Annotated in this window: 30 protein-coding genes; 2 read left to right on the top strand and 28 right to left on the bottom strand. The window is 60.7% G+C overall.

Annotated features, from left to right (window positions below):
• Positions 1 to 52 precede the first annotated feature (52 nt).
• Both msrP and msrQ read left to right on the top strand, forming a co-directional pair.
• The gene (gene msrP / locus AC4P1R_RS05090) at positions 53 to 988 is read left to right on the top strand and encodes a protein-methionine-sulfoxide reductase catalytic subunit MsrP (protein WP_492177467.1); all 936 of its coding nucleotides are present in this window, start codon (positions 53 to 55) and stop codon (positions 986 to 988) included.
• A 2-nt stretch (positions 989 to 990) separates the two neighbouring features.
• Positions 991 to 1,656, top strand: a complete 666-nt coding sequence (gene msrQ, locus AC4P1R_RS05085; protein ID WP_492177721.1) for a protein-methionine-sulfoxide reductase heme-binding subunit MsrQ — start codon at positions 991 to 993, stop codon at positions 1,654 to 1,656.
• A 44-nt stretch (positions 1,657 to 1,700) separates the two neighbouring features.
• On the opposite strand, the gene rplQ is transcribed toward msrQ, so the two are convergent.
• The 28 genes from rplQ to tuf all read right to left on the bottom strand — a co-directional run bounded on the left by rplQ (position 1,701) and on the right by tuf (position 17,843).
• On the bottom strand, positions 1,701 to 2,126 hold the full coding sequence (gene rplQ, locus AC4P1R_RS05080) for a 50S ribosomal protein L17 (RefSeq protein ID WP_071023160.1): 426 nt from the start codon (positions 2,124 to 2,126) through the stop codon (positions 1,701 to 1,703).
• Positions 2,127 to 2,273: 147 nt separating this feature from the next.
• Positions 2,274 to 3,284: a DNA-directed RNA polymerase subunit alpha gene (locus AC4P1R_RS05075; RefSeq protein ID WP_069457924.1), complete on the bottom strand. Its 1,011-nt coding sequence runs from the start codon at positions 3,282 to 3,284 to the stop codon at positions 2,274 to 2,276.
• Positions 3,285 to 3,389: 105 nt separating this feature from the next.
• Entirely contained in the window at positions 3,390 to 3,779 is a 390-nt protein-coding gene (gene rpsK, locus AC4P1R_RS05070; protein ID WP_003536496.1) for a 30S ribosomal protein S11, read from the bottom strand.
• Between the two features lie 230 nt (positions 3,780 to 4,009).
• Positions 4,010 to 4,378 (bottom strand): 30S ribosomal protein S13, encoded by a 369-nt coding sequence (gene rpsM, locus AC4P1R_RS05065; RefSeq protein WP_014328076.1) that lies wholly within the window; start codon positions 4,376 to 4,378, stop codon positions 4,010 to 4,012.
• A gap of 232 nt (positions 4,379 to 4,610) precedes the next feature.
• Positions 4,611 to 5,189 (bottom strand): adenylate kinase, encoded by a 579-nt coding sequence (locus AC4P1R_RS05060; RefSeq protein ID WP_069457925.1) that lies wholly within the window; start codon positions 5,187 to 5,189, stop codon positions 4,611 to 4,613.
• Positions 5,186 to 6,526: a preprotein translocase subunit SecY gene (gene secY / locus AC4P1R_RS05055; RefSeq protein WP_069457958.1), complete on the bottom strand. Its 1,341-nt coding sequence runs from the start codon at positions 6,524 to 6,526 to the stop codon at positions 5,186 to 5,188. Before secY ends, AC4P1R_RS05060 begins: the two co-directional genes overlap by 4 nt.
• A 231-nt stretch (positions 6,527 to 6,757) precedes the next feature.
• Positions 6,758 to 7,231, bottom strand: a complete 474-nt coding sequence (gene rplO, locus AC4P1R_RS05050) for a 50S ribosomal protein L15 (RefSeq protein WP_069457926.1) — start codon at positions 7,229 to 7,231, stop codon at positions 6,758 to 6,760.
• 13 nt (positions 7,232 to 7,244) lie between these two features.
• On the bottom strand, positions 7,245 to 7,448 hold the full coding sequence (rpmD, locus tag AC4P1R_RS05045) for a 50S ribosomal protein L30 (RefSeq protein ID WP_026617379.1): 204 nt from the start codon (positions 7,446 to 7,448) through the stop codon (positions 7,245 to 7,247).
• Between the two features lie 12 nt (positions 7,449 to 7,460).
• Entirely contained in the window at positions 7,461 to 8,030 is a 570-nt protein-coding gene (gene rpsE, locus AC4P1R_RS05040) for a 30S ribosomal protein S5 (protein WP_069457927.1), read from the bottom strand.
• 132 nt (positions 8,031 to 8,162) lie between these two features.
• Positions 8,163 to 8,525 (bottom strand): 50S ribosomal protein L18, encoded by a 363-nt coding sequence (gene rplR / locus AC4P1R_RS05035; protein WP_151611126.1) that lies wholly within the window; start codon positions 8,523 to 8,525, stop codon positions 8,163 to 8,165.
• 12 nt (positions 8,526 to 8,537) lie between these two features.
• Positions 8,538 to 9,071, bottom strand: a complete 534-nt coding sequence (rplF, locus tag AC4P1R_RS05030; protein ID WP_069457929.1) for a 50S ribosomal protein L6 — start codon at positions 9,069 to 9,071, stop codon at positions 8,538 to 8,540.
• A 39-nt stretch (positions 9,072 to 9,110) separates the two neighbouring features.
• A complete protein-coding gene (gene rpsH / locus AC4P1R_RS05025; RefSeq protein WP_069457930.1) occupies positions 9,111 to 9,509 on the bottom strand; it encodes a 30S ribosomal protein S8 in 399 nt (132 codons plus the stop codon).
• 12 nt (positions 9,510 to 9,521) lie between these two features.
• A complete protein-coding gene (rpsN, locus tag AC4P1R_RS05020; RefSeq protein ID WP_066875649.1) occupies positions 9,522 to 9,827 on the bottom strand; it encodes a 30S ribosomal protein S14 in 306 nt (101 codons plus the stop codon).
• A gap of 34 nt (positions 9,828 to 9,861) precedes the next feature.
• Positions 9,862 to 10,419, bottom strand: coding sequence for a 50S ribosomal protein L5 (gene rplE / locus AC4P1R_RS05015; RefSeq protein WP_069457931.1), 558 nt, complete (start codon positions 10,417 to 10,419; stop codon positions 9,862 to 9,864).
• Complete coding sequence (rplX, locus tag AC4P1R_RS05010) at positions 10,412 to 10,723, bottom strand: 50S ribosomal protein L24 (protein WP_069457932.1); 312 nt, start codon at positions 10,721 to 10,723, stop codon at positions 10,412 to 10,414. The genes rplE and rplX overlap by 8 nt, the downstream gene beginning before the upstream one ends.
• A gap of 14 nt (positions 10,724 to 10,737) precedes the next feature.
• Positions 10,738 to 11,106, bottom strand: a complete 369-nt coding sequence (gene rplN, locus AC4P1R_RS05005) for a 50S ribosomal protein L14 (protein ID WP_069457933.1) — start codon at positions 11,104 to 11,106, stop codon at positions 10,738 to 10,740.
• Positions 11,107 to 11,284: 178 nt separating this feature from the next.
• Positions 11,285 to 11,521 (bottom strand): 30S ribosomal protein S17, encoded by a 237-nt coding sequence (gene rpsQ / locus AC4P1R_RS05000; RefSeq protein WP_069457934.1) that lies wholly within the window; start codon positions 11,519 to 11,521, stop codon positions 11,285 to 11,287.
• A gap of 13 nt (positions 11,522 to 11,534) precedes the next feature.
• Positions 11,535 to 11,735, bottom strand: a complete 201-nt coding sequence (rpmC, locus tag AC4P1R_RS04995; protein ID WP_034859457.1) for a 50S ribosomal protein L29 — start codon at positions 11,733 to 11,735, stop codon at positions 11,535 to 11,537.
• 12 nt (positions 11,736 to 11,747) lie between these two features.
• Complete coding sequence (rplP, locus tag AC4P1R_RS04990) at positions 11,748 to 12,161, bottom strand: 50S ribosomal protein L16 (RefSeq protein ID WP_069457935.1); 414 nt, start codon at positions 12,159 to 12,161, stop codon at positions 11,748 to 11,750.
• Between the two features lie 38 nt (positions 12,162 to 12,199).
• A complete protein-coding gene (gene rpsC / locus AC4P1R_RS04985; protein ID WP_034859448.1) occupies positions 12,200 to 12,913 on the bottom strand; it encodes a 30S ribosomal protein S3 in 714 nt (237 codons plus the stop codon).
• Positions 12,913 to 13,302, bottom strand: a complete 390-nt coding sequence (gene rplV, locus AC4P1R_RS04980; protein WP_071023189.1) for a 50S ribosomal protein L22 — start codon at positions 13,300 to 13,302, stop codon at positions 12,913 to 12,915. The genes rpsC and rplV overlap by 1 nt, the downstream gene beginning before the upstream one ends.
• 2 nt (positions 13,303 to 13,304) lie before the next feature.
• Positions 13,305 to 13,583, bottom strand: a complete 279-nt coding sequence (gene rpsS, locus AC4P1R_RS04975; RefSeq protein WP_002964358.1) for a 30S ribosomal protein S19 — start codon at positions 13,581 to 13,583, stop codon at positions 13,305 to 13,307.
• A gap of 15 nt (positions 13,584 to 13,598) precedes the next feature.
• The gene (rplB, locus tag AC4P1R_RS04970) at positions 13,599 to 14,435 is read right to left on the bottom strand and encodes a 50S ribosomal protein L2 (protein ID WP_069457937.1); all 837 of its coding nucleotides are present in this window, start codon (positions 14,433 to 14,435) and stop codon (positions 13,599 to 13,601) included.
• Positions 14,436 to 14,478: 43 nt separating this feature from the next.
• Positions 14,479 to 14,772 carry a 50S ribosomal protein L23 gene (locus tag AC4P1R_RS04965; RefSeq protein ID WP_034859451.1) on the bottom strand — a complete coding sequence of 98 codons (294 nt, stop codon included), beginning with the start codon at positions 14,770 to 14,772 and terminating at the stop codon, positions 14,479 to 14,481.
• Entirely contained in the window at positions 14,769 to 15,389 is a 621-nt protein-coding gene (gene rplD, locus AC4P1R_RS04960) for a 50S ribosomal protein L4 (protein WP_492177466.1), read from the bottom strand. The genes AC4P1R_RS04965 and rplD overlap by 4 nt, the downstream gene beginning before the upstream one ends.
• A 12-nt stretch (positions 15,390 to 15,401) precedes the next feature.
• The gene (gene rplC, locus AC4P1R_RS04955; RefSeq protein ID WP_071023197.1) at positions 15,402 to 16,088 is read right to left on the bottom strand and encodes a 50S ribosomal protein L3; all 687 of its coding nucleotides are present in this window, start codon (positions 16,086 to 16,088) and stop codon (positions 15,402 to 15,404) included.
• A 123-nt stretch (positions 16,089 to 16,211) separates the two neighbouring features.
• A complete protein-coding gene (rpsJ, locus tag AC4P1R_RS04950; protein ID WP_003547547.1) occupies positions 16,212 to 16,520 on the bottom strand; it encodes a 30S ribosomal protein S10 in 309 nt (102 codons plus the stop codon).
• Positions 16,521 to 16,667: 147 nt separating this feature from the next.
• The gene (tuf, locus tag AC4P1R_RS04945; RefSeq protein WP_069456381.1) at positions 16,668 to 17,843 is read right to left on the bottom strand and encodes an elongation factor Tu; all 1,176 of its coding nucleotides are present in this window, start codon (positions 17,841 to 17,843) and stop codon (positions 16,668 to 16,670) included.
• Positions 17,844 to 17,905: the final 62 nt, after the last annotated feature.

Genomic DNA, 17,905 nt, shown 5'->3' with positions numbered 1-17,905 from the left:
AGCTAAACTTTGGTCATCTGATTGCACCAACATTCAACGCCGGGGAACCGAAATGCCTCATTACCGCCCGCCGCGGATCGCCGCCTCCGAGATCACGCCGGAACGCTTCTTCCTTGATCGGCGCGCCTTTCTCGCGGCGGCCGCCGGCCTGACGCTTGCGGCCCGGCCGGTAAATGCAGCGGCGCTGAAGGCGGCTGCAAGCCCCTACAGGGTAGACGAGGCCCTGACGCCGGAAGAGGACGTCACGAGCTACAACAACTTCTACGAATTCGGCACGGGCAAGGCAGATCCAGCCGCCCGGTCGGGCGCATTCAAACCTACGCCATGGACCGTCAAAATCGATGGCCTCGTCGCCAAGCCGGGCGAATTCGGTATCGAGGAACTCCTCGGCTTTCCGCTCGAGGAGCGCGTGTACCGCATGCGCTGCGTCGAGGCCTGGTCGATGGTGATCCCCTGGCTCGGCTTTCCGCTGGCCACACTCCTCGACAAGGTCGAGCCGCTTGGCAGCGCCAAATATGTCGCCTTCGAGACCGTCGTTCGGCCGGAGGAAATGCCCGGCCAGTCCGGCCTGTTCCAACCCCTGCCCTGGCCCTATCGCGAGGGCCTGCGGCTCGACGAAGCCCGGCACCCGCTGACGATCCTTGCCGTCGGTCTCTATGGCAAGACCCTGGCGAACCAGAATGGCGCACCGGTTCGTCTGGTCGTGCCCTGGAAATACGGCTTCAAGGGCATCAAATCGATCGTGCGCATCTCGCTCACCGAGACAGTTCCTCCCTGCACCTGGAATCTCGCCGCGCCGAGCGAATACGGCTTCTACGCCAATGTGAACCCGGCCGTCGACCACCCACGCTGGAGTCAGGCCACGGAGAACCGCATCGGCGAAGGCGGCTTCTTCGGCTCCAACCGGCGCGATACGCTTCCCTTCAACGGTTATGCCGACGAGGTCGCGAGCCTTTATGCCGGCATGGATCTGGCAGCGAATTTCTGATGATGGCCGTCCTTCCCACCCTGCCCAAGCGACTGCATGGTCCGTCGGTCTGGGCTCTCTACGCCGTCGGTTTCATGCCGGCAGCGTTGGCCTTCTATCTCGGCGCCACCGGTCAACTGCCCGGAAACGCGGTCAAGGAATTCGAACACCTGCTCGGCCTTTGGGCGCTGCGTTTCCTGGTGGCCACCCTCGCCATCACGCCCATCCGCGATCTGTTCGGCCTGAATTGGCTAAGATACCGCCGCGCCCTCGGGCTGCTCGCCTTCTATTACGTGCTGATGCACTTCCTCGCCTATATGCTGCTCGACCAGATGTTGCGCTTTCCGGCGATCGTCGCCGATATCGCTCGCCGCCCCTTCATCACCATCGGGATGACGGCCTTGGTCCTGCTTATTCCTCTCGCGCTGACGTCGAACAACTGGTCGATCCGCAAACTCGGCCAACGCTGGAACAAGCTCCACCGGCTCGTCTATCTCATCGCCGCGGCGGGGGCCCTGCATTTCGCGATGTCGGTCAAGATCGTAGGGCCGGAGCAGATGCTCTACATCGCCCTTGTCGCGCTGCTTCTGGCCTGGCGGCCGATCAGGATGCCTTACCTCCGCTGGAGGCGACAGCGTAGCGGCATTGCAAGGCCGCACCACCCCACAACGGAGAAAGCGGGCGGGTGAGGCATCACCCGGCCGCTTCGACTCTTCCAACCCTCAAAGCTGGATTAGGCTGCTTCTGCTTCTTCCGCTTCGGCGGCGACGCGAGCGCGGTCCTTTGCACCCTTGGCGTCGACGTCGCGGTCAACGAACTCGATGACAGCGAGCGGCGCATTGTCGCCGTGGCGGAAACCAGCCTTCATGATGCGCAGGTAGCCGCCGTTGCGGGTGGCGTAGCGCGATGCAATCGCATCGAATAGCTTCGAGACGACCGCAACGTCGCGGATCTGCGAGATCGCCTGGCGGCGGGCATGCAGATCGCCGCGCTTTCCGAGCGTGACGAGCTTCTCGACGATCGGACGGATTTCCTTCGCCTTCGGCAGGGTCGTCACGATCTGTTCGTGTTCGATCAGCGAAGCTGCCATGTTGGCAAACATCGCCTTGCGGTGGCTGGCAGTCCTGTTCAGCTTGCGACCGGCTTTAGCGTGGCGCATGGCTATTCTCCTTTACTTGCAGGCATCCGCCCGCAGTCTAATAGAGGCGTATATTCCGCTGAGAGCCGAAGGCTCAAGACGATGAGACATATACGCAGTTAAAATTTCTAAGGCCAGCTTTACGCGTTCTTTCGAACGCGTGCGGCCTTAGTACTGGTCTTCGTAGCGCTTGGCGAGATCTTCGATGTTCTCCGGCGGCCAGGACGGCACTTCCATGCCGAGATGCAGGCCCATGGAAGCGAGAACTTCCTTGATCTCGTTGAGCGACTTGCGACCAAAATTCGGCGTACGGAGCATTTCCGCTTCCGTCTTCTGAATGAGGTCGCCGATATAGACGATGTTGTCGTTCTTCAGGCAGTTGGCCGAACGGACGGAAAGCTCCAGTTCGTCGACCTTCTTGAGAAGTGCCGGGTTGAAGGCGAGTTCGGTGACGGCCTCTTCCTCGGTTTCCTTCTGCGGCTCTTCGAAATTGACGAAGACCGAGAGCTGGTCCTGAAGAATGCGGGCCGCGAACGCGATCGCGTCCTCACCCGTGACGGAGCCGTCGGTCTCGATCGACATGGTCAGTTTGTCGTAGTCGAGAACCTGGCCCTCACGGGTGTTTTCAACCTTGTAGGAGACCTTCTTGACCGGCGAATACAGGCTGTCGACCGGGATAAGGCCGATCGGCGCGTCTTCGGAACGGTTGCGGTCGGCCGGGACATAGCCCTTGCCGTTGTTGACGGTGAACTCCATGCGGATTTCAGCACCCTCGTCGAGGGTGCAAATCACATGGTTCGGGTTGAGGATCTCGATATCGCCAACCGTCTGGATATCACCGGCCGTCACGACACCAGGACCCTGCTTGCGCACGACCATGCGCTTTGCGTCGTCGCCATCCATCTTGATGGCGATTTCCTTGATGTTGAGCACGATGTCCGTCACATCTTCCCGAACACCCGGGATCGAGGAGAACTCGTGCAGTACGCCGTCGATCTGTACTGCCGTGACGGCAGCACCGCGAAGCGACGACAGAAGCACGCGGCGGAGCGCGTTGCCGAGGGTCAGACCGAAGCCGCGCTCAAGCGGTTCCGCAACCAACGTTGCCCTGGTGCGGCCCGAGGAGGAAAACTCCACCTTGTTCGGCTTGATCAGTTCCTGCCAATTTTTCTGGATCATGTTTTCTGCCTTCCGTTCGTTGCCACCATCCAATCGTGACAACCGAGCCCCGAAGTCCGGGAGAGCGCATCAGCGCCCTCGCCGGAAATGTTCAAATCCAAATGGTCAGACGCGGCGCTTCTTGCGCGGACGGCAGCCGTTGTGCGGGATCGGGGTCACGTCGCGGATCGACGTGATCATGAAGCCCGCAGCCTGCAGCGCCCGCAGAGCGGATTCGCGACCGGACCCCGGGCCGCAGACTTCCACTTCCAGCGACTTCATGCCGTGTTCCTGGGCCTTCTTGGCGCAATCTTCAGCGGCGATCTGCGCGGCGAACGGGGTCGACTTGCGCGAACCCTTGAAACCCTTCGCACCGGCGGACGACCAGGCAATGGCATTGCCCTGCGCGTCGGTGATGGTGATCATCGTGTTGTTGAACGACGAATTGACGTGTGCGACGCCAGACGTGATGTTCTTGCGCTCGCGACGGCGAACGCGGGTGGCTTCCTTGGCCATAGGATCCCTTTCTTAAGATCTCTGCACCGCCGTAATTCCAGCGGCTCCACCGGGAAAAGGATTGTTCGTCCCCTGCCCTGCACTTCAATTACGCGACAGCCGGCGCACCAGCGTCGCGGGCATTTCGCAAGACCGCTAGCGGCACTCGCGACGGTCGGACACTTGCCCTTCCCAAACTGCAAAAGGAGGCCGGCGCGTGCGCCAGCCTCCCGTTTCCCCTTTTCGGGAAATTACTTCTTCTTACCGGCGATCGCCTTTGCCGGACCCTTGCGGGTGCGTGCATTGGTGTGCGTGCGCTGACCGCGCACTGGCAGGCCACGACGATGGCGAAGACCGCGATAGCAGCCTAGATCCATCAGACGCTTGATGTTCATCGAGGTTTCGCGACGCAGGTCACCTTCGACCTGGTAGTCACGATCGATCGTTTCACGGATCTGAAGGACCTCGGCGTCCGTCAACTGATGCACGCGGCGATCAGCCGGAATACCGACCTTCTCGATGATTTCCTGTGCGAATTTCGTGCCGATCCCGTGAATATACGTCAGCGCGATGACCACGCGCTTTGCCGTCGGGATATTGACGCCAGCGATACGTGCCACGTCTATTCTCCTTGCGTTCCAGTTGCCATCCGGCAATAGGTGCTTCGTTACGCGACCACGAAGAGCCGCTCGTTGATCGAGGTTCGAGACATGTCAAAAACGACCGTACCCGGACTTCGTTGTCTTGAAGACCGCGCCGATCGCTTCTCATATCGCGAGTTGACGCTGTCTTTGGAGGAATCGCCCGGAAAAGTCAACTCCCCGGCGTTTCCATTTTGGCAAAGGCAACAGCCTAGGCCAGAATCTTCTCGATCTCGGCGCTGACCGTCTCGACATCAGCCATGCCGTCCACCGTCTTCAACCGACCGGTGCCTGCGTAATGGGCCGAAAGCGGCGCGGTCTTCGCCCGATACTCCTCCAACCGGCGCCGGAAGGCTTCCGGATTGTCGTCGGAACGGACGTTTCCGCCCGCCGCCACGGTTTCCGCTACGCGATTCTCCATGCGCCGCACAAGAGCGCCTTCGTCGACCTTGAGTTCGATGACCGCGTCGAGCCTCATGCCCTTTTGCTCGAGCATCCGGTCAAGTGCGACGGCCTGCGGAACCGTGCGCGGATAGCCGTCGAGGATGAAGCCCCTGGTGCAGTCCGGAGCATCGATGCGGTCGGAGACGATTTCATTGACGATCTCGTCGGAGACGAGTTGCCCCGCATCCATAACCGCTTTCGCACGCTTGCCGACTTCGGACCCCTGGGCGACGGCGGAGCGGAGCATGTCTCCGGTGGAAAGCTGAGGAATGCCGTATCTCTCCGTCAGAAGCTTGGCCTGCGTTCCCTTGCCAGCGCCCGGCGGTCCCAAAAAAATAAGTCTCATCGTCCCCTCTTTCCTCCGCGCAGCTTCGACTTCTTGATCAGCCCCTCATACTGCTGGGCAATGAGGTGACCCTGAATCTGTGCTACAGTATCAAGGGTTACGCTGACAACAATCAAAAGCGACGTACCACCAAGGTAGAACGGCACGCCGGTCTGCGAGATAAGGATCTCAGGCAGGATACAGACGAAAACCAGATAGAGCGCGCCGACGACGGTGACTCGCGTCAGCACGTAGTCGATATATTCGGCGGTGCGCTCACCGGGGCGAATCCCCGGAATGAAGCCCCCGTGCTTCTTCAGATTGTCGGCAGTGTCCTTCGGATTGAAGACGATCGCGGTGTAGAAAAAGGCGAAGAACGCGATCATCGCGCCATAGAAAACCATATAGAGCGGCTGTCCGTGGGAAAGCGCGCCGACGATGGTCGTTGCCCAGTCGGGCAGAGTCGCGGTATTGGCGAAGCCTGCAGCCGTCGCAGGCAGCAATAGGAGCGATGACGCAAAGATCGCCGGAATTACGCCCGAAGTGTTGAGCTTGAGCGGCAGATGCGACGTATCTCCCTGGAACATGCGGTTGCCGACCTGCCGTTTCGGATACTGGATCAGCAGACGGCGCTGCGCACGCTCGACGAAGACGATCAGCGCGATTACAGCAACCACCATCACGATGATCACCAGGATCAGCGGCGTCGACAGCGCACCGGTCCGGCCGAGTTCCAGCGTTCCGGCCAGGGCCGACGGCAGGGCCGCGACGATGCCGGCAAAGATGATGAGCGAGATGCCGTTGCCGATGCCGCGCGACGTGATTTGCTCGCCGAGCCACATCAGGAACATCGTGCCGCCGAGGAGCGAAATGACGGTCGAAATGCGGAAGAACCAGCCCGGATCGTTCACGAGGCCGCTGCCGCTTTCAAGGCCAACGGCGATGCCGTAGGCCTGCATCGTGCCTAGAAGCACCGTGCCGTAGCGGGTATACTGGTTGATGACCTTGCGCCCCTGCTCGCCTTCCTTCTTCAGCTGCTCGAGCGCCGGAACGACCGACGTCATCAGCTGAACGATGATCGAGGCGGAGATATAGGGCATGATGCCGAGCGCGAAGATCGCCATGCGCTCAACCGCGCCGCCCGCAAACATGTTGAACAGGCCGAGAATGCCGCCTGATTGCCCCTGAAAGGCCTGGGCGAAGGCTTCCGGATTGAGGCCGGGCAGTGGGATATAGGTGCCAAGACGGTAAACCAGGAGCGCACCCAGGGTGAACCAGAGTCGTTTCTTCAGATCTTCCGCTTTGGCGAAAGTCGAGAAATTCAGGTTCGAGGCGAGCTGTTCCGCTGCAGAAGCCATGCAATTCTCCGCGTGCCGAATCCCGGGAGCGGCGGCACAGTCCGGCTCCGGAATGAAAAAGTCTTCTTTGCCGAAAACCTGACGCGAGGCGATTGTCGCTGCAATCGGATGCCTCACCGCGGTTTCCGTTGTGTCGCGTCGCGGCAGGCGATTCGCCGCGCTCGGACGTGAGGCTCACATATGGGAGCAAAACCGCCCGGCGTGAAGCACCCCGGGCGGTTTGTCGTAATATTATTCAGCGGCGGCTGCTGCGAGCAGCTTGATCGAGCCGCCAGCCTTTTCGATCTTCTCGACCGCCGACTTCGAAGCGCCGGCAACCTCGAGCGAGATCTTCGCCTTCAGTTCGCCGTCGGCCAGAACCCGGACACCGTCCTTGGTGCGGCGGATGACACCTGCAGCCTTGAGGGCCGCCGCATCGATGGTGTTCGACGCATCGAGCTTGTTGGCGTCAACGGCAGCCTGGATCCGGCCCAGCGATACGACAACATATTCCGAGGCGAAGATGTTGTTGAAGCCGCGCTTCGGCAGGCGGCGGTAGATGGGCATCTGGCCGCCTTCGAAGCCATTGATCGAGACGCCCGAACGAGCCTTCTGGCCCTTCACGCCACGGCCGCCGGTCTTGCCGGAGCCAGAACCGATACCGCGACCCAAGCGCTTGCGGCTCTTGGTCGCGCCTTCGTTGTCCTTGATTTCGTTCAGTTTCATTTCTGGATCCCCCTCACTTCTCGTCGACGACGCGAACGAGGTGCTGGACGGCCCGGATCATGCCGCGAACGGCCGGAGTATCCTCCAGCGTGCGCACCCGGTGCATCTTGTTGAGGCCCAGGCCGATGAGCGTCTGACGCTGTACGGCCGGACGGCGGATCGGGCTACCAATCTGCTCGACGGTAACCGTCTTCTTGGCAACTTCTTTCTTAGCCATCTGTCAGCTCCCTTATTCTTCGGAAGCAGCGCCGGCGGCAACGCGACGAGACTGGAGCGTGGCGTATTTCATGCCGCGCTGTGCCGCGATGTCCTTCGGGTGCATCTGGTTCTTGAGCGCGTCGAAGGTCGCGCGAACCATGTTGTAGGGGTTCGACGAGCCGGTCGACTTGGCGACGACGTCATGGACGCCGAGCGTTTCGAAGACGGCGCGCATCGGGCCGCCGGCGATGATACCGGTACCGGGCTTGGCCGAGCGCAGCAGAACCTTGCCGGCGCCGTGACGGCCGTTGACATCGTGATGCAACGTGCGACCGCCGCGAAGCGGCACGAAGATCAGGTCGCGCTTTGCAGCTTCCGTAGCCTTGCGAATGGCTTCCGGCACTTCGCGTGCCTTGCCATGGCCAAAGCCAACGCGGCCCTTCTGGTCGCCGACGACGACGAGAGCGGCGAAACCGAAACGACGACCGCCCTTCACCACCTTGGCGACGCGGTTGATTGCGACGAGCTTATCGACAAATTCGCTGTCGCGCTCTTCGCGGCTCTGGCGATCTTCGCGCGAGCCTCTTCTTTCTTGTGCCATTGTCCTCTTCCTTTTTCTTTTCCGGGTGCAATCGGCAGATTGACGAAAGCCGCCTCGCTTCCTTGGAAATCGAAGCGGCCATGGGGTGCGAGGCGGGATTTCGCCCGGACATTGCTGCCCGGGCGAAGAACCTTAGAAGTTCAGGCCGCCTTCGCGAGCTGCCTCGGCCAGCGCCTTGACGCGGCCGTGGTAGATGAAGGCGCCACGGTCAAAGACAACGTCCTTGACGCCCGCCTGGGAAGCGCGCTCTGCAATGAGCTTGCCGACAGCCGCGGCTGCAGCCGTATCGGCGCCAGTCTTCAACGCAGACTTGATATCCGCTTCGAGGGTCGATGCGGCGGCAATCGTCTTGCCGGCGACATCGTCGATGATCTGCGCATAGATGTTCTTCGACGAGCGATGAACCGACAGGCGCGGACGGCCATTGGCGACCGCCTTGATTTGACGGCGCACGCGGCTGGCGCGACGCACAAGAGTATCTTTCCTGCTAGCCATTTCGCGTGATCCTTACTTCTTCTTGCCTTCTTTGCGGACGATCCGCTCCTCGGCATACTTGACGCCCTTGCCCTTGTAGGGCTCGGGGCCACGGTATTCGCGGATCTCCGCGGCCACCTGGCCGACCTGCTGCTTGCTGATGCCGGAAACGACGATTTCCGTCGGCTTCGGCACAGCGATCGTGATGCCTTCCGGCGTCTGGTAGACGACGTCGTGGCTGAAGCCGAGCGCCAGCTGCAGGTTCTTGCCCTGCATCGACGCACGGTAACCGACGCCGTTGATTTCGAGCTTGCGCTCGTAGCCGTCCTTGACGCCCTTGAAGATGTTCTCAATCATCGTGCGGGACATGCCCCACTTCGAGCGAGCATCCTTGCTCTGATTGACCGGCTGAACGACAACCGTGTTATCTTCGAGCTTTACCGAAACTTCGTCGTTTGCGACGAAGAACAGTTCGCCCTTCGGACCCTTCGCCGTTACCTTCTGGCCATCGACGCTAGCCGTGACGCCTGCCGGAACCGGAACGGGCTTTTTACCGATACGAGACATTTTTTTACCTGTCTGTTCGCTATGGAGATCTGCCCGGCCTTAGAAGACCGAGCAAAGAATCTCGCCACCAACATTCTGTTCGCGTGCCTGATGATCGGCCATCACGCCCTTCGGGGTCGAAAGGATGGTGATGCCGAGGCCGTTCGCGACCTGCGGAATGGACTTGACCGAGACATAAACCCGGCGGCCCGGCTTGGAAACACGCGCGATCTCGCGGATCACAGATGCGCCTTCATAGTACTTCAGCTCGATGTTCAGCTCGGACTTGCCGTTGCCGAATTCGACCTCGGAGTATCCGCGGATGTAGCCTTCGGACTGAAGGACATCCAGGACGCGCGCGCGGAGCTTGGAAGCCGGCGTCGAAACGCTCGACTTGCGGCGAGCAGCGCCGTTGCGGATACGGGTGAGCATATCGCCCAAAGGATCAGTCATTGCCATGTGCCCGTCTCCTTACCAGCTCGACTTGACCACGCCCGGCACCTTGCCGAGATTGCCCAGTTCGCGAAGCGCGATACGCGACATGCGAAGCTTGCGATAGTAGGCGCGCGGACGGCCAGTGACTTCACAGCGATTGCGGATGCGGGTCTTCGACCCGTCGCGAGGCAGCTCGGCCAACTTGAGGGTGGCCTTGAACCGCTCTTCGATCGGCAACGACTGGTTCATGATGATTGCCTTGAGGGCCGCGCGCTTGGAGGCGTGGCCGGCAACCAGTTTGCGGCGGCGCTTGTTCTTTTCAACTGCGCTCGTTTTCGCCATAAGAGTTATCCTTCTTTACGCTTGTCGTTACGGATTACTGACGGAACGGGAAGTTGAACTCTTTGAGCAGAGCGCGAGCTTCGTCGTCGGTCTTGGCCGTCGTGCAAACGATGATGTCCATGCCCCACATCTGATCAACCTTGTCGTAGTTGATCTCAGGGAACACAATGTGCTCCTTGACGCCCATGGCGAAGTTGCCACGGCCATCGAAGGACTTCGGGTTGAGGCCACGGAAGTCGCGAACGCGCGGCAGGGCGATGTTCACGAGACGATCCAGGAACTCATACATCCGAACGCCGCGCAGGGTAACCTTGGCACCAATCGGCATGCCTTCGCGGAGCTTGAAGCCAGCGATGGAGTTGCGTGCGCGGGTGATCACCGGCTTCTGGCCGGCAATCGCAGCGAGGTCGGCGGCAGCAACGGTCGGCTTCTTGGAGTCGCCGGTCGCTTCACCAACGCCCATGTTGATGACGATCTTGTCGAGGCGCGGAATCTGCATTTCGTTGGCGTAGGAGAACTGCTCCTGCATCGCCTTGCGGATACGCTCCACATATTCCTTCTTGAGCCGCGGCTCATAAGCGGTCTTAGCCATCGATCACTTCTCCCGAACGCTTGGCCACGCGGACCTTCTTGTCACCATCGATCTTGAAACCGACGCGGGTCGGCTTGCCATCCTTCGGATCGGCGATCGCGACGTTCGACAGGTGGATCGGGGCTTCCTTGGTTATGATGCCGGCTTCCTGGTTCTGGGTCTGGCGCTGGTGACGCTTCACCATGTTGACGCCGCGAACCACTGCCCGGTCTTCCTTGGGCATGACCTGGATGACTTCGCCGGTACGGCCCTTGTCCTTGCCGGTGAGAATGACGACCTTGTCGCCCTTGCGAATCTTTTGCATCTCTGAACGCTCCCTTACAGTACTTCCGGAGCCAGCGAGATGATCTTCATGTGGTTCTTGGCGCGAAGTTCGCGCGGAACCGGTCCGAAGATACGGGTGCCGATCGGCTCTCTCTTGTTGTCAATGAGAACGGCAGCGTTGGTGTCGAAGCGGATGACGCTGCCATCCGCACGGCGGATGTCCTTCGCGGTGCGAACGACAACTGCCTTCATGACGTCACCCTTCTTCACGCGGCCGCGCGGAATGGCTTCCTTGATCGAGACGACGATGATGTCGCCGATCGACGCGTATTTGCGCTTGGAGCCGCCCAGCACCTTGATGCACATGACACGACGTGCGCCGGAATTATCCGCCACGTCGAGGTTTGTTTGCATCTGAATCATGTCAGGTCGCCTTCTTGTTGTGACCAGGCCGGTTGGGCCGAAACCCCCTTGCCCGGCTTATTTTGCTCATCTCAAAGCAAAAGAACGCTCGGACTCGAGCGTTCCTCGGCTTTAATTGCGTGCTTCATACAGATATTTGCTCGGGACGCAAGGGTCCGAAAGGCAAATCCTGCAGAATTCAAGCCTGGGCGGAAACCACCGTCCAGCGCTTGTCCTTCGAAATCGGCGCGCATTCCTGAATGGAAACGACATCGCCGACCTTGTATTGATTGTTCTCGTCGTGAGCCTTGTACTTCTTGGAACGACGCACGGTCTTCTGAAGGATCGGGTGCGCAAAGCGGCGCTCGACCTTGACAACGATGGTCTTGTCGTTCTTGTCGCTGACGACGGTGCCCTGCAGAATGCGTTTCGGCATATTCTTCTGGTCCTTAGGCCTTGGCTTCTGCCGCCTTCTGGCGGGCGATGGTTTTGATGCGTGCGATGTCCTTGCGGACTTCGTTGACACGCGAAGATTTCTCGAGCTGGCCGGTCGCCTTCTGGAAGCGCAGGTTGAACTGCTCCTTCTTCAGCTTGGCAAGCTCTTCCTTGAGTTGGTCGGCGCTCAGAGCGCGAACATCTGCGGCTTTCATGAGCTTCACTCCTTACTCTGCGATGCGCTGCACGAAGCGCGTCTTTACAGAGAGCTTGGCAGCGCCAAGACGAAGTGCCTCACGGGCGATCTCTTCGCTGACACCATCGATCTCGAACATCATACGGCCAGGCTTGACCTTGCACGCCCAGTATTCGACCGAACCCTTACCCTTACCCATGCGGACTTCCGTCGGCTTGGCGGTGACCGGAACATCCGGGAACACGCGGATCCAGACGCGGCCGGCGCGCTTCATGTAGCGGGTGATCGCGCGGCGAGCCGCTTCGATCTCACGTGCGTTAACGCGGTTCGGCTCCTGAGCCTTCAGACCGAACTCGCCGAAAGCAAGCGCAGAGCCGCCCTTGGCGATGCCCTTGATGCGCCCCTTGAACTGCTTGCGATACTTCGTACGCTTTGGCTGCAACATTTTTTTACTTCTCCGATATTGGCTGCCACGCGCGGATGTTACGCGTTTTCACGACGGCGGTCTCTGCTGCCAGAGCCCTGGGAGTCACTCTCGGTCGCGCGACGCTCGGAAGCCATCGGATCGTGCTCCAGGATTTCGCCCTTGAAGATCCAGACCTTGACGCCGCAGATACCGAATGCGGTTTCCGCTTCTGCCGTGCCGTAGTCGATGTCGGCGCGCAGCGTGTGCAGCGGAACGCGGCCTTCACGATACCACTCGGTACGGGCGATTTCCGCACCGCCGAGACGACCGGCGCAGGTGATCTTGATGCCTTCGGCGCCAAGACGCATCGCCGACTGAACGGCGCGCTTCATCGCCCGGCGGAAGGCCACGCGGCGCTCGAGCTGCTGGGCGATCGATTGGGCAACGAGCGTTGCGTCGACTTCGGGCTTACGCACTTCGACGATGTTGAGGTGCGTCTCCGAATTGGTCATCTCGGAAAGCTTCCGGCGAAGCTTCTCGATGTCGGCGCCCTTCTTGCCGATGATCAGGCCCGGACGCGCCGAGTGGATGGTCACGCGGCACTTCTTGTGCGGACGCTCGATCACGACCTTGGCGATGCCCGCGGCCTTCAGCTCTTCCATGAGGTAAGCGCGGATCTTCAGGTCTTCGTGGAGCAGTTGGCCGTACTCGGCGTTGTCCGCGAACCAACGGCTGTCCCAGGTCCGGTTGATGCCGAGACGGAAACCGATCGGATTAATCTTCTGGCCCATTATGCGGCCTCCCCTGTGGCTTCCACTTCACGAACAACGATCGTCAAGTGCGAGAACGGCTTTTCGATGCGCGATGCACGGCCGCGACCACGGGCGTGGAAGCGCTTCATCACGATCGACTTGCCAACATAAGCTTCTGCAACGATGAGTGAATCAACGTCGAGATCGTGGTTGTTCTCGGCGTTTGCGATCGCGGATTCAAGCGTCTTCTTGACCGTGTCTGCGATGCGTTTGCGGGAGAACTCGAGTTCGGCCAGAGCGCGATCGACCTTCTTGCCGCGGATCAGCGCGGCAACCAGGTTGAGCTTCTGGGGGCTGACGCGGATCGTGCGCGCAACGGCCTGCGCCTCATTATCCTTCAGCCGGCGTTCGGCTTTTGCCTTGCCCATCGTTACTTCCTCTTCGCTTTCTTGTCCGCGCCATGACCGTAATAGGTCCGGGTCGGAGCGAATTCACCGAACTTGTGACCGACCATTTCTTCGGACACCGAGACGGGAACATGCTTGTTGCCGTTGTAGACGCCGAAGGTCAGACCGACGAACTGCGGAAGGATCGTAGAGCGGCGGCTCCACATCTTGATCACTTCGTTGCGTCCGCCTTCGCGAACCTTCTCAGCCTTCTTGAGAAGATAGCCGTCAACAAACGGACCTTTCCAAACTGAACGAGCCACTTGAGACTTCCTCTCTTACTTCTTGCGCTGATGACGCGAGCGCATGATGAACTTGTCGGTCGACTTATTGGAGCGCGTGCGCTTGCCCTTCGTCGGCTTGCCCCACGGGGTAACCGGGTGACGGCCACCGGACGTGCGGCCTTCACCACCGCCGTGCGGGTGGTCAACCGGGTTCATGACGACGCCGCGTACGTGCGGGCGCTTACCGCGCCAACGCGAACGGCCGGCCTTACCGTCATTGATGTTGCCGTGATCCGGGTTCGATACAGCACCGATCGATGCGAGGCAAGAGCCGTGCACGAGGCGCTGTTCGCCGGAGTTCAGGCGAAGGATCGCCATGCCCTGGTCACGGCCAACGAGTTGTGCGTAGGTACCTGCGGAGCGAGCGATCTGCCCGCCCTTGCCCGGCTTCATTTCCACATTGTGGATGATGGAGCCGACCGGGATGTACTGCAGCGGCATCGCGTTGCCGGGCTTGACGTCGACGGCCTTGTCCGAGGCGATGACCTTGTCGCCTGCAGCCAGACGCTGCGGCGCCAGGATATAGGCCTGTTCACCGTCGGCGTAATTGACGAGCGCGATGAAGGCAGTGCGGTTCGGGTCGTATTCCAGACGCTCGACCGTGCCTTCGACGTCGAATTTGCGACGCTTGAAGTCGACCAGGCGATAGGTACGCTTGTGACCGCCGCCCTGGAAGCGGACGGTGATGCGGCCGAGATTGTTGCGGCCGCCCTTGGAGGACAGGCCCTCGGTCAGCGCCTTGACCGGCTTGCCCTTATGAAGGCCTGCCCGGTTGACGATGACCAGTTGACGCTGGCTCGGCGTCGTCGGATTGAAGCTTTTCAATGCCATTTTCTTGTTCCCTTTTGGGTTTTTACCCTAATGGGCCTATCCGTTAGAGACCGGTGGAAACGTCGATGGACTGACCCTCGGCGAGCGTTACGATCGCCTTCTTCACGTCCTTCTGTTTTCCGGCGAAGCCGCGGAAGCGCTTCAGCTTGCCCTTGCGGACGAGCGTGTTCACGGCCGTGACCTTCACACCGAACAGAGCTTCGACGGCAGCCTTGATCTCAGGCTTCGACGCGCCCTTGGCGACATTGAAGACGACCTGGTTCTGTTCGGAAACCAGCGTCGACTTTTCGGTGATCGAGGGAGACACGATCACGTCATAGTGGCGAAGATCCGTCATTTGAACCGCTCCTCCAGAGCTTCCACGGCGGCCTTGGAAAGCACGAGCTTGCCACGGCGCAGAATGTCATAAACATTGATGCCCTGAACCGGCAGAACGTCCACGTTCGGGATGTTCTGGGCTGCGAGCTTGAAGTTGCTCTCGATCTCGGCGCCGCCGATGATCAGGGCATTGGTGAGGCCGAGCGAAGCAAATGCGCCGGCGAGTACCTTCGTCTTTGCTTCGTTGGCGATGAGATCGTCGAGGACGATGATCTCTTCAGCCTTCAACTTTGCCGACAGTGCGTGGCGCAGGCCGAGCGCGCGAACCTTTTTCGGCAGGTCGTGCGCATGGCTGCGGACGACCGGGCCATGGGCCTTGCCGCCGCCGCGGAACTGCGGAGCGCGAGCGGAATGGTGACGAGCGCGGCCCGTACCCTTCTGCTTGTACATCTTGGCGCCGGTGCGGGAAACTTCGGCGCGGCCCTTGGCCTTGTGCGTACCCTGCTGGCGCTTGGCAAGCTGCCAGCGAATGACGCGGGCGATGATGTCTTCACGGGGTTCGAGGCCGAAAATGGCGTCAGAAAGGGAAACCTTTCCCGCGTCCTTGCCCTCGAGGGTTTTGACGGTGAGATCCATTATTCGGCTCCCTTACTTCGATGCTGCAGCGCGCAGACCGGCCGGGCGCGGAGCGCCATCCGGAGTGCCCGACTTGATTGCGTCGCGGACGACGATCCAGGCGCCCTTGGAGCCCGGGACTGCGCCCTTGACCAGGATCAGGCCACGGTCTTCGTCGGTCGATACGACTTCCAGGTTCTGCGTCGTCACGCGCGTCTGGCCCATGTGACCAGCCATGCGCTTGCCCTTCCAGACGCGGCCCGGATCCTGGTTGGAGCCGGTCGAACCATGCGAGCGGTGCGAAACGGATACGCCGTGCGTGGCGCGAAGGCCGCCGAAATTGTGGCGCTTGATGGCGCCGGCAAAGCCCTTACCGATCGTCGTGCCGGTTACGTCCACCAGCTGCCCGGCGACGAAATGGCTGGCCGTCAGTTCGGCGCCGATTTCGATCATGTTGTCGGCGCTGACGCGGAACTCGACAAGCTTCGCCTTCGGCTCGACGCTCGCAGCGGCAAAATGGCCGCGCAGAGCCTTCGTCGTATTCTTGACCTTCGAACGGCCGGCACCCAGCTGAACCGCGGTATAGCCGTTCTTGTCTTCCGTGCGGTGGGCCACGACCTGGCAGCTCTCCAGCCGCAATACTGTTACCGGGATATGCTCGCCGGCGTCGTTGTAGACGCGGGTCATTCCCACTTTCTGTGCAATCACACCTGAACGCATCGGTTCACGCCTCTTGTTTAGGGTTCCCGTCCGGCGCATTCCTGCACCTTCCGGTTTCCTGTTCCTGGAAGCCGTTGGAGAAACTCCACGTACCTTCCTTGTTATTTCGGCTTGCGCCGGACCTTAGAGCTTGATCTCGACGTCGACGCCAGCGGCCAGATCCAACTTCATCAGCGCATCAACCGTCTGGGGGGTCGGATCAACGATATCGAGAAGACGCTTATGGGTGCGCATCTCAAACTGTTCGCGGCTCTTCTTGTCGATATGCGGCGACCGGTTGACCGTGAATTTTTCAATCCGGGTCGGAAGCGGCACGGGCCCACGCACACTCGCACCGGTGCGCTTGGCCGTCGACACGATTTCGCGCGTGGAGGCATCGAGGATCCGGTGATCAAACGCCTTGAGGCGGATGCGGATATTCTGGCCGTTCATTCGACTTGTCCTTGCTCGTGTTTCCGGTGTGCCTCAGGGCACACGTTCAAAACTTCTGAAATTCGTTTCGCTTGCGCCGCTTCTTTTCAAAAATCGCAGGGACATGGGCGACCATGTCCCTGCCGAAACGGCCAAGCCGTTTTCTTCTTACTTGATGATCGAGGCGACGATGCCGGCGCCGACGGTGCGGCCGCCTTCGCGGATCGCGAAGCGCAGCTTTTCTTCCATCGCGATCGGCACGATCAGCTCGACGTCGACCGTCACGTTGTCGCCCGGCATCACCATCTCCGTGCCTTCCGGCAGCGTCACCACGCCGGTCACGTCCGTCGTGCGGAAGTAGAACTGCGGACGGTAGTTGGTGAAGAACGGCGTATGACGGCCACCCTCTTCCTTCGTCAGGATGTAGGCCTCGGCCTTGAACTTCGTGTGCGGCATGACCGAACCCGGCTTGCACAGGATCTGGCCGCGCTCGACGCCGTTGCGGTCGATACCGCGCAGCAGCGCACCGATGTTGTCGCCGGCCTGGCCCTGGTCGAGCAGCTTGCGGAACATTTCAACGCCCGTGCAGGTCGTCTTCGTCGTCGGACGGATGCCGACGATCTCGACTTCCTCACCGACCTTGACGATGCCGCGCTCGACACGGCCGGTCACCACCGTGCCACGGCCCGAGATCGAGAACACGTCTTCGATCGGCATCAGGAACGGCTGATCGATCGGACGCTCCGGCGTCGGGATGTAGGCGTCGACCGCTTCCATCAGCTCGCGGATCGCGTCTTCGCCGATCTTCTTGTCGGAATCTTCGAGTGCGGCCAGCGCCGAACCCTTGATGATCGGAATGTCGTCGCCCGGGAATTCGTAGGACGACAGCAGTTCGCGCACTTCCAGCTCGACGAGCTCGAGCAGCTCGGCGTCGTCGACCTGGTCGACCTTGTTCAGGAACACGACGATCGCCGGAACGCCAACCTGGCGGGCGAGCAGGATGTGTTCGCGCGTCTGCGGCATCGGGCCGTCGGCGGCCGAGACGACCAGGATCGCGCCGTCCATCTGCGCCGCACCGGTGATCATGTTCTTGACGTAGTCGGCGTGGCCGGGGCAGTCGACGTGCGCATAGTGACGGTTCGGCGTCTCGTATTCGACGTGCGCCGTCGAAATCGTGATGCCGCGGGCCTTCTCTTCCGGCGCCGCGTCGATCTGGTCATACGCCTTGAACTCGCCGAAATACTTCGTGATCGCTGCAGTCAGCGACGTCTTGCCATGGTCAACGTGGCCAATCGTGCCAATGTTGACGTGCGGCTTGTTGCGCTCGAATTTGCTCTTTGCCATTTTCGGCTCTCCGTTTCCTGATCCCTAGAGGGGAAATCTTTTCATTCTGTTTCAGTGCTGGG

The sequence above is a fragment of the Sinorhizobium sp. Y406 genome (assembly GCF_058732025.1).
This window is presented reverse-complemented; position numbering and strand designations above follow the sequence as displayed.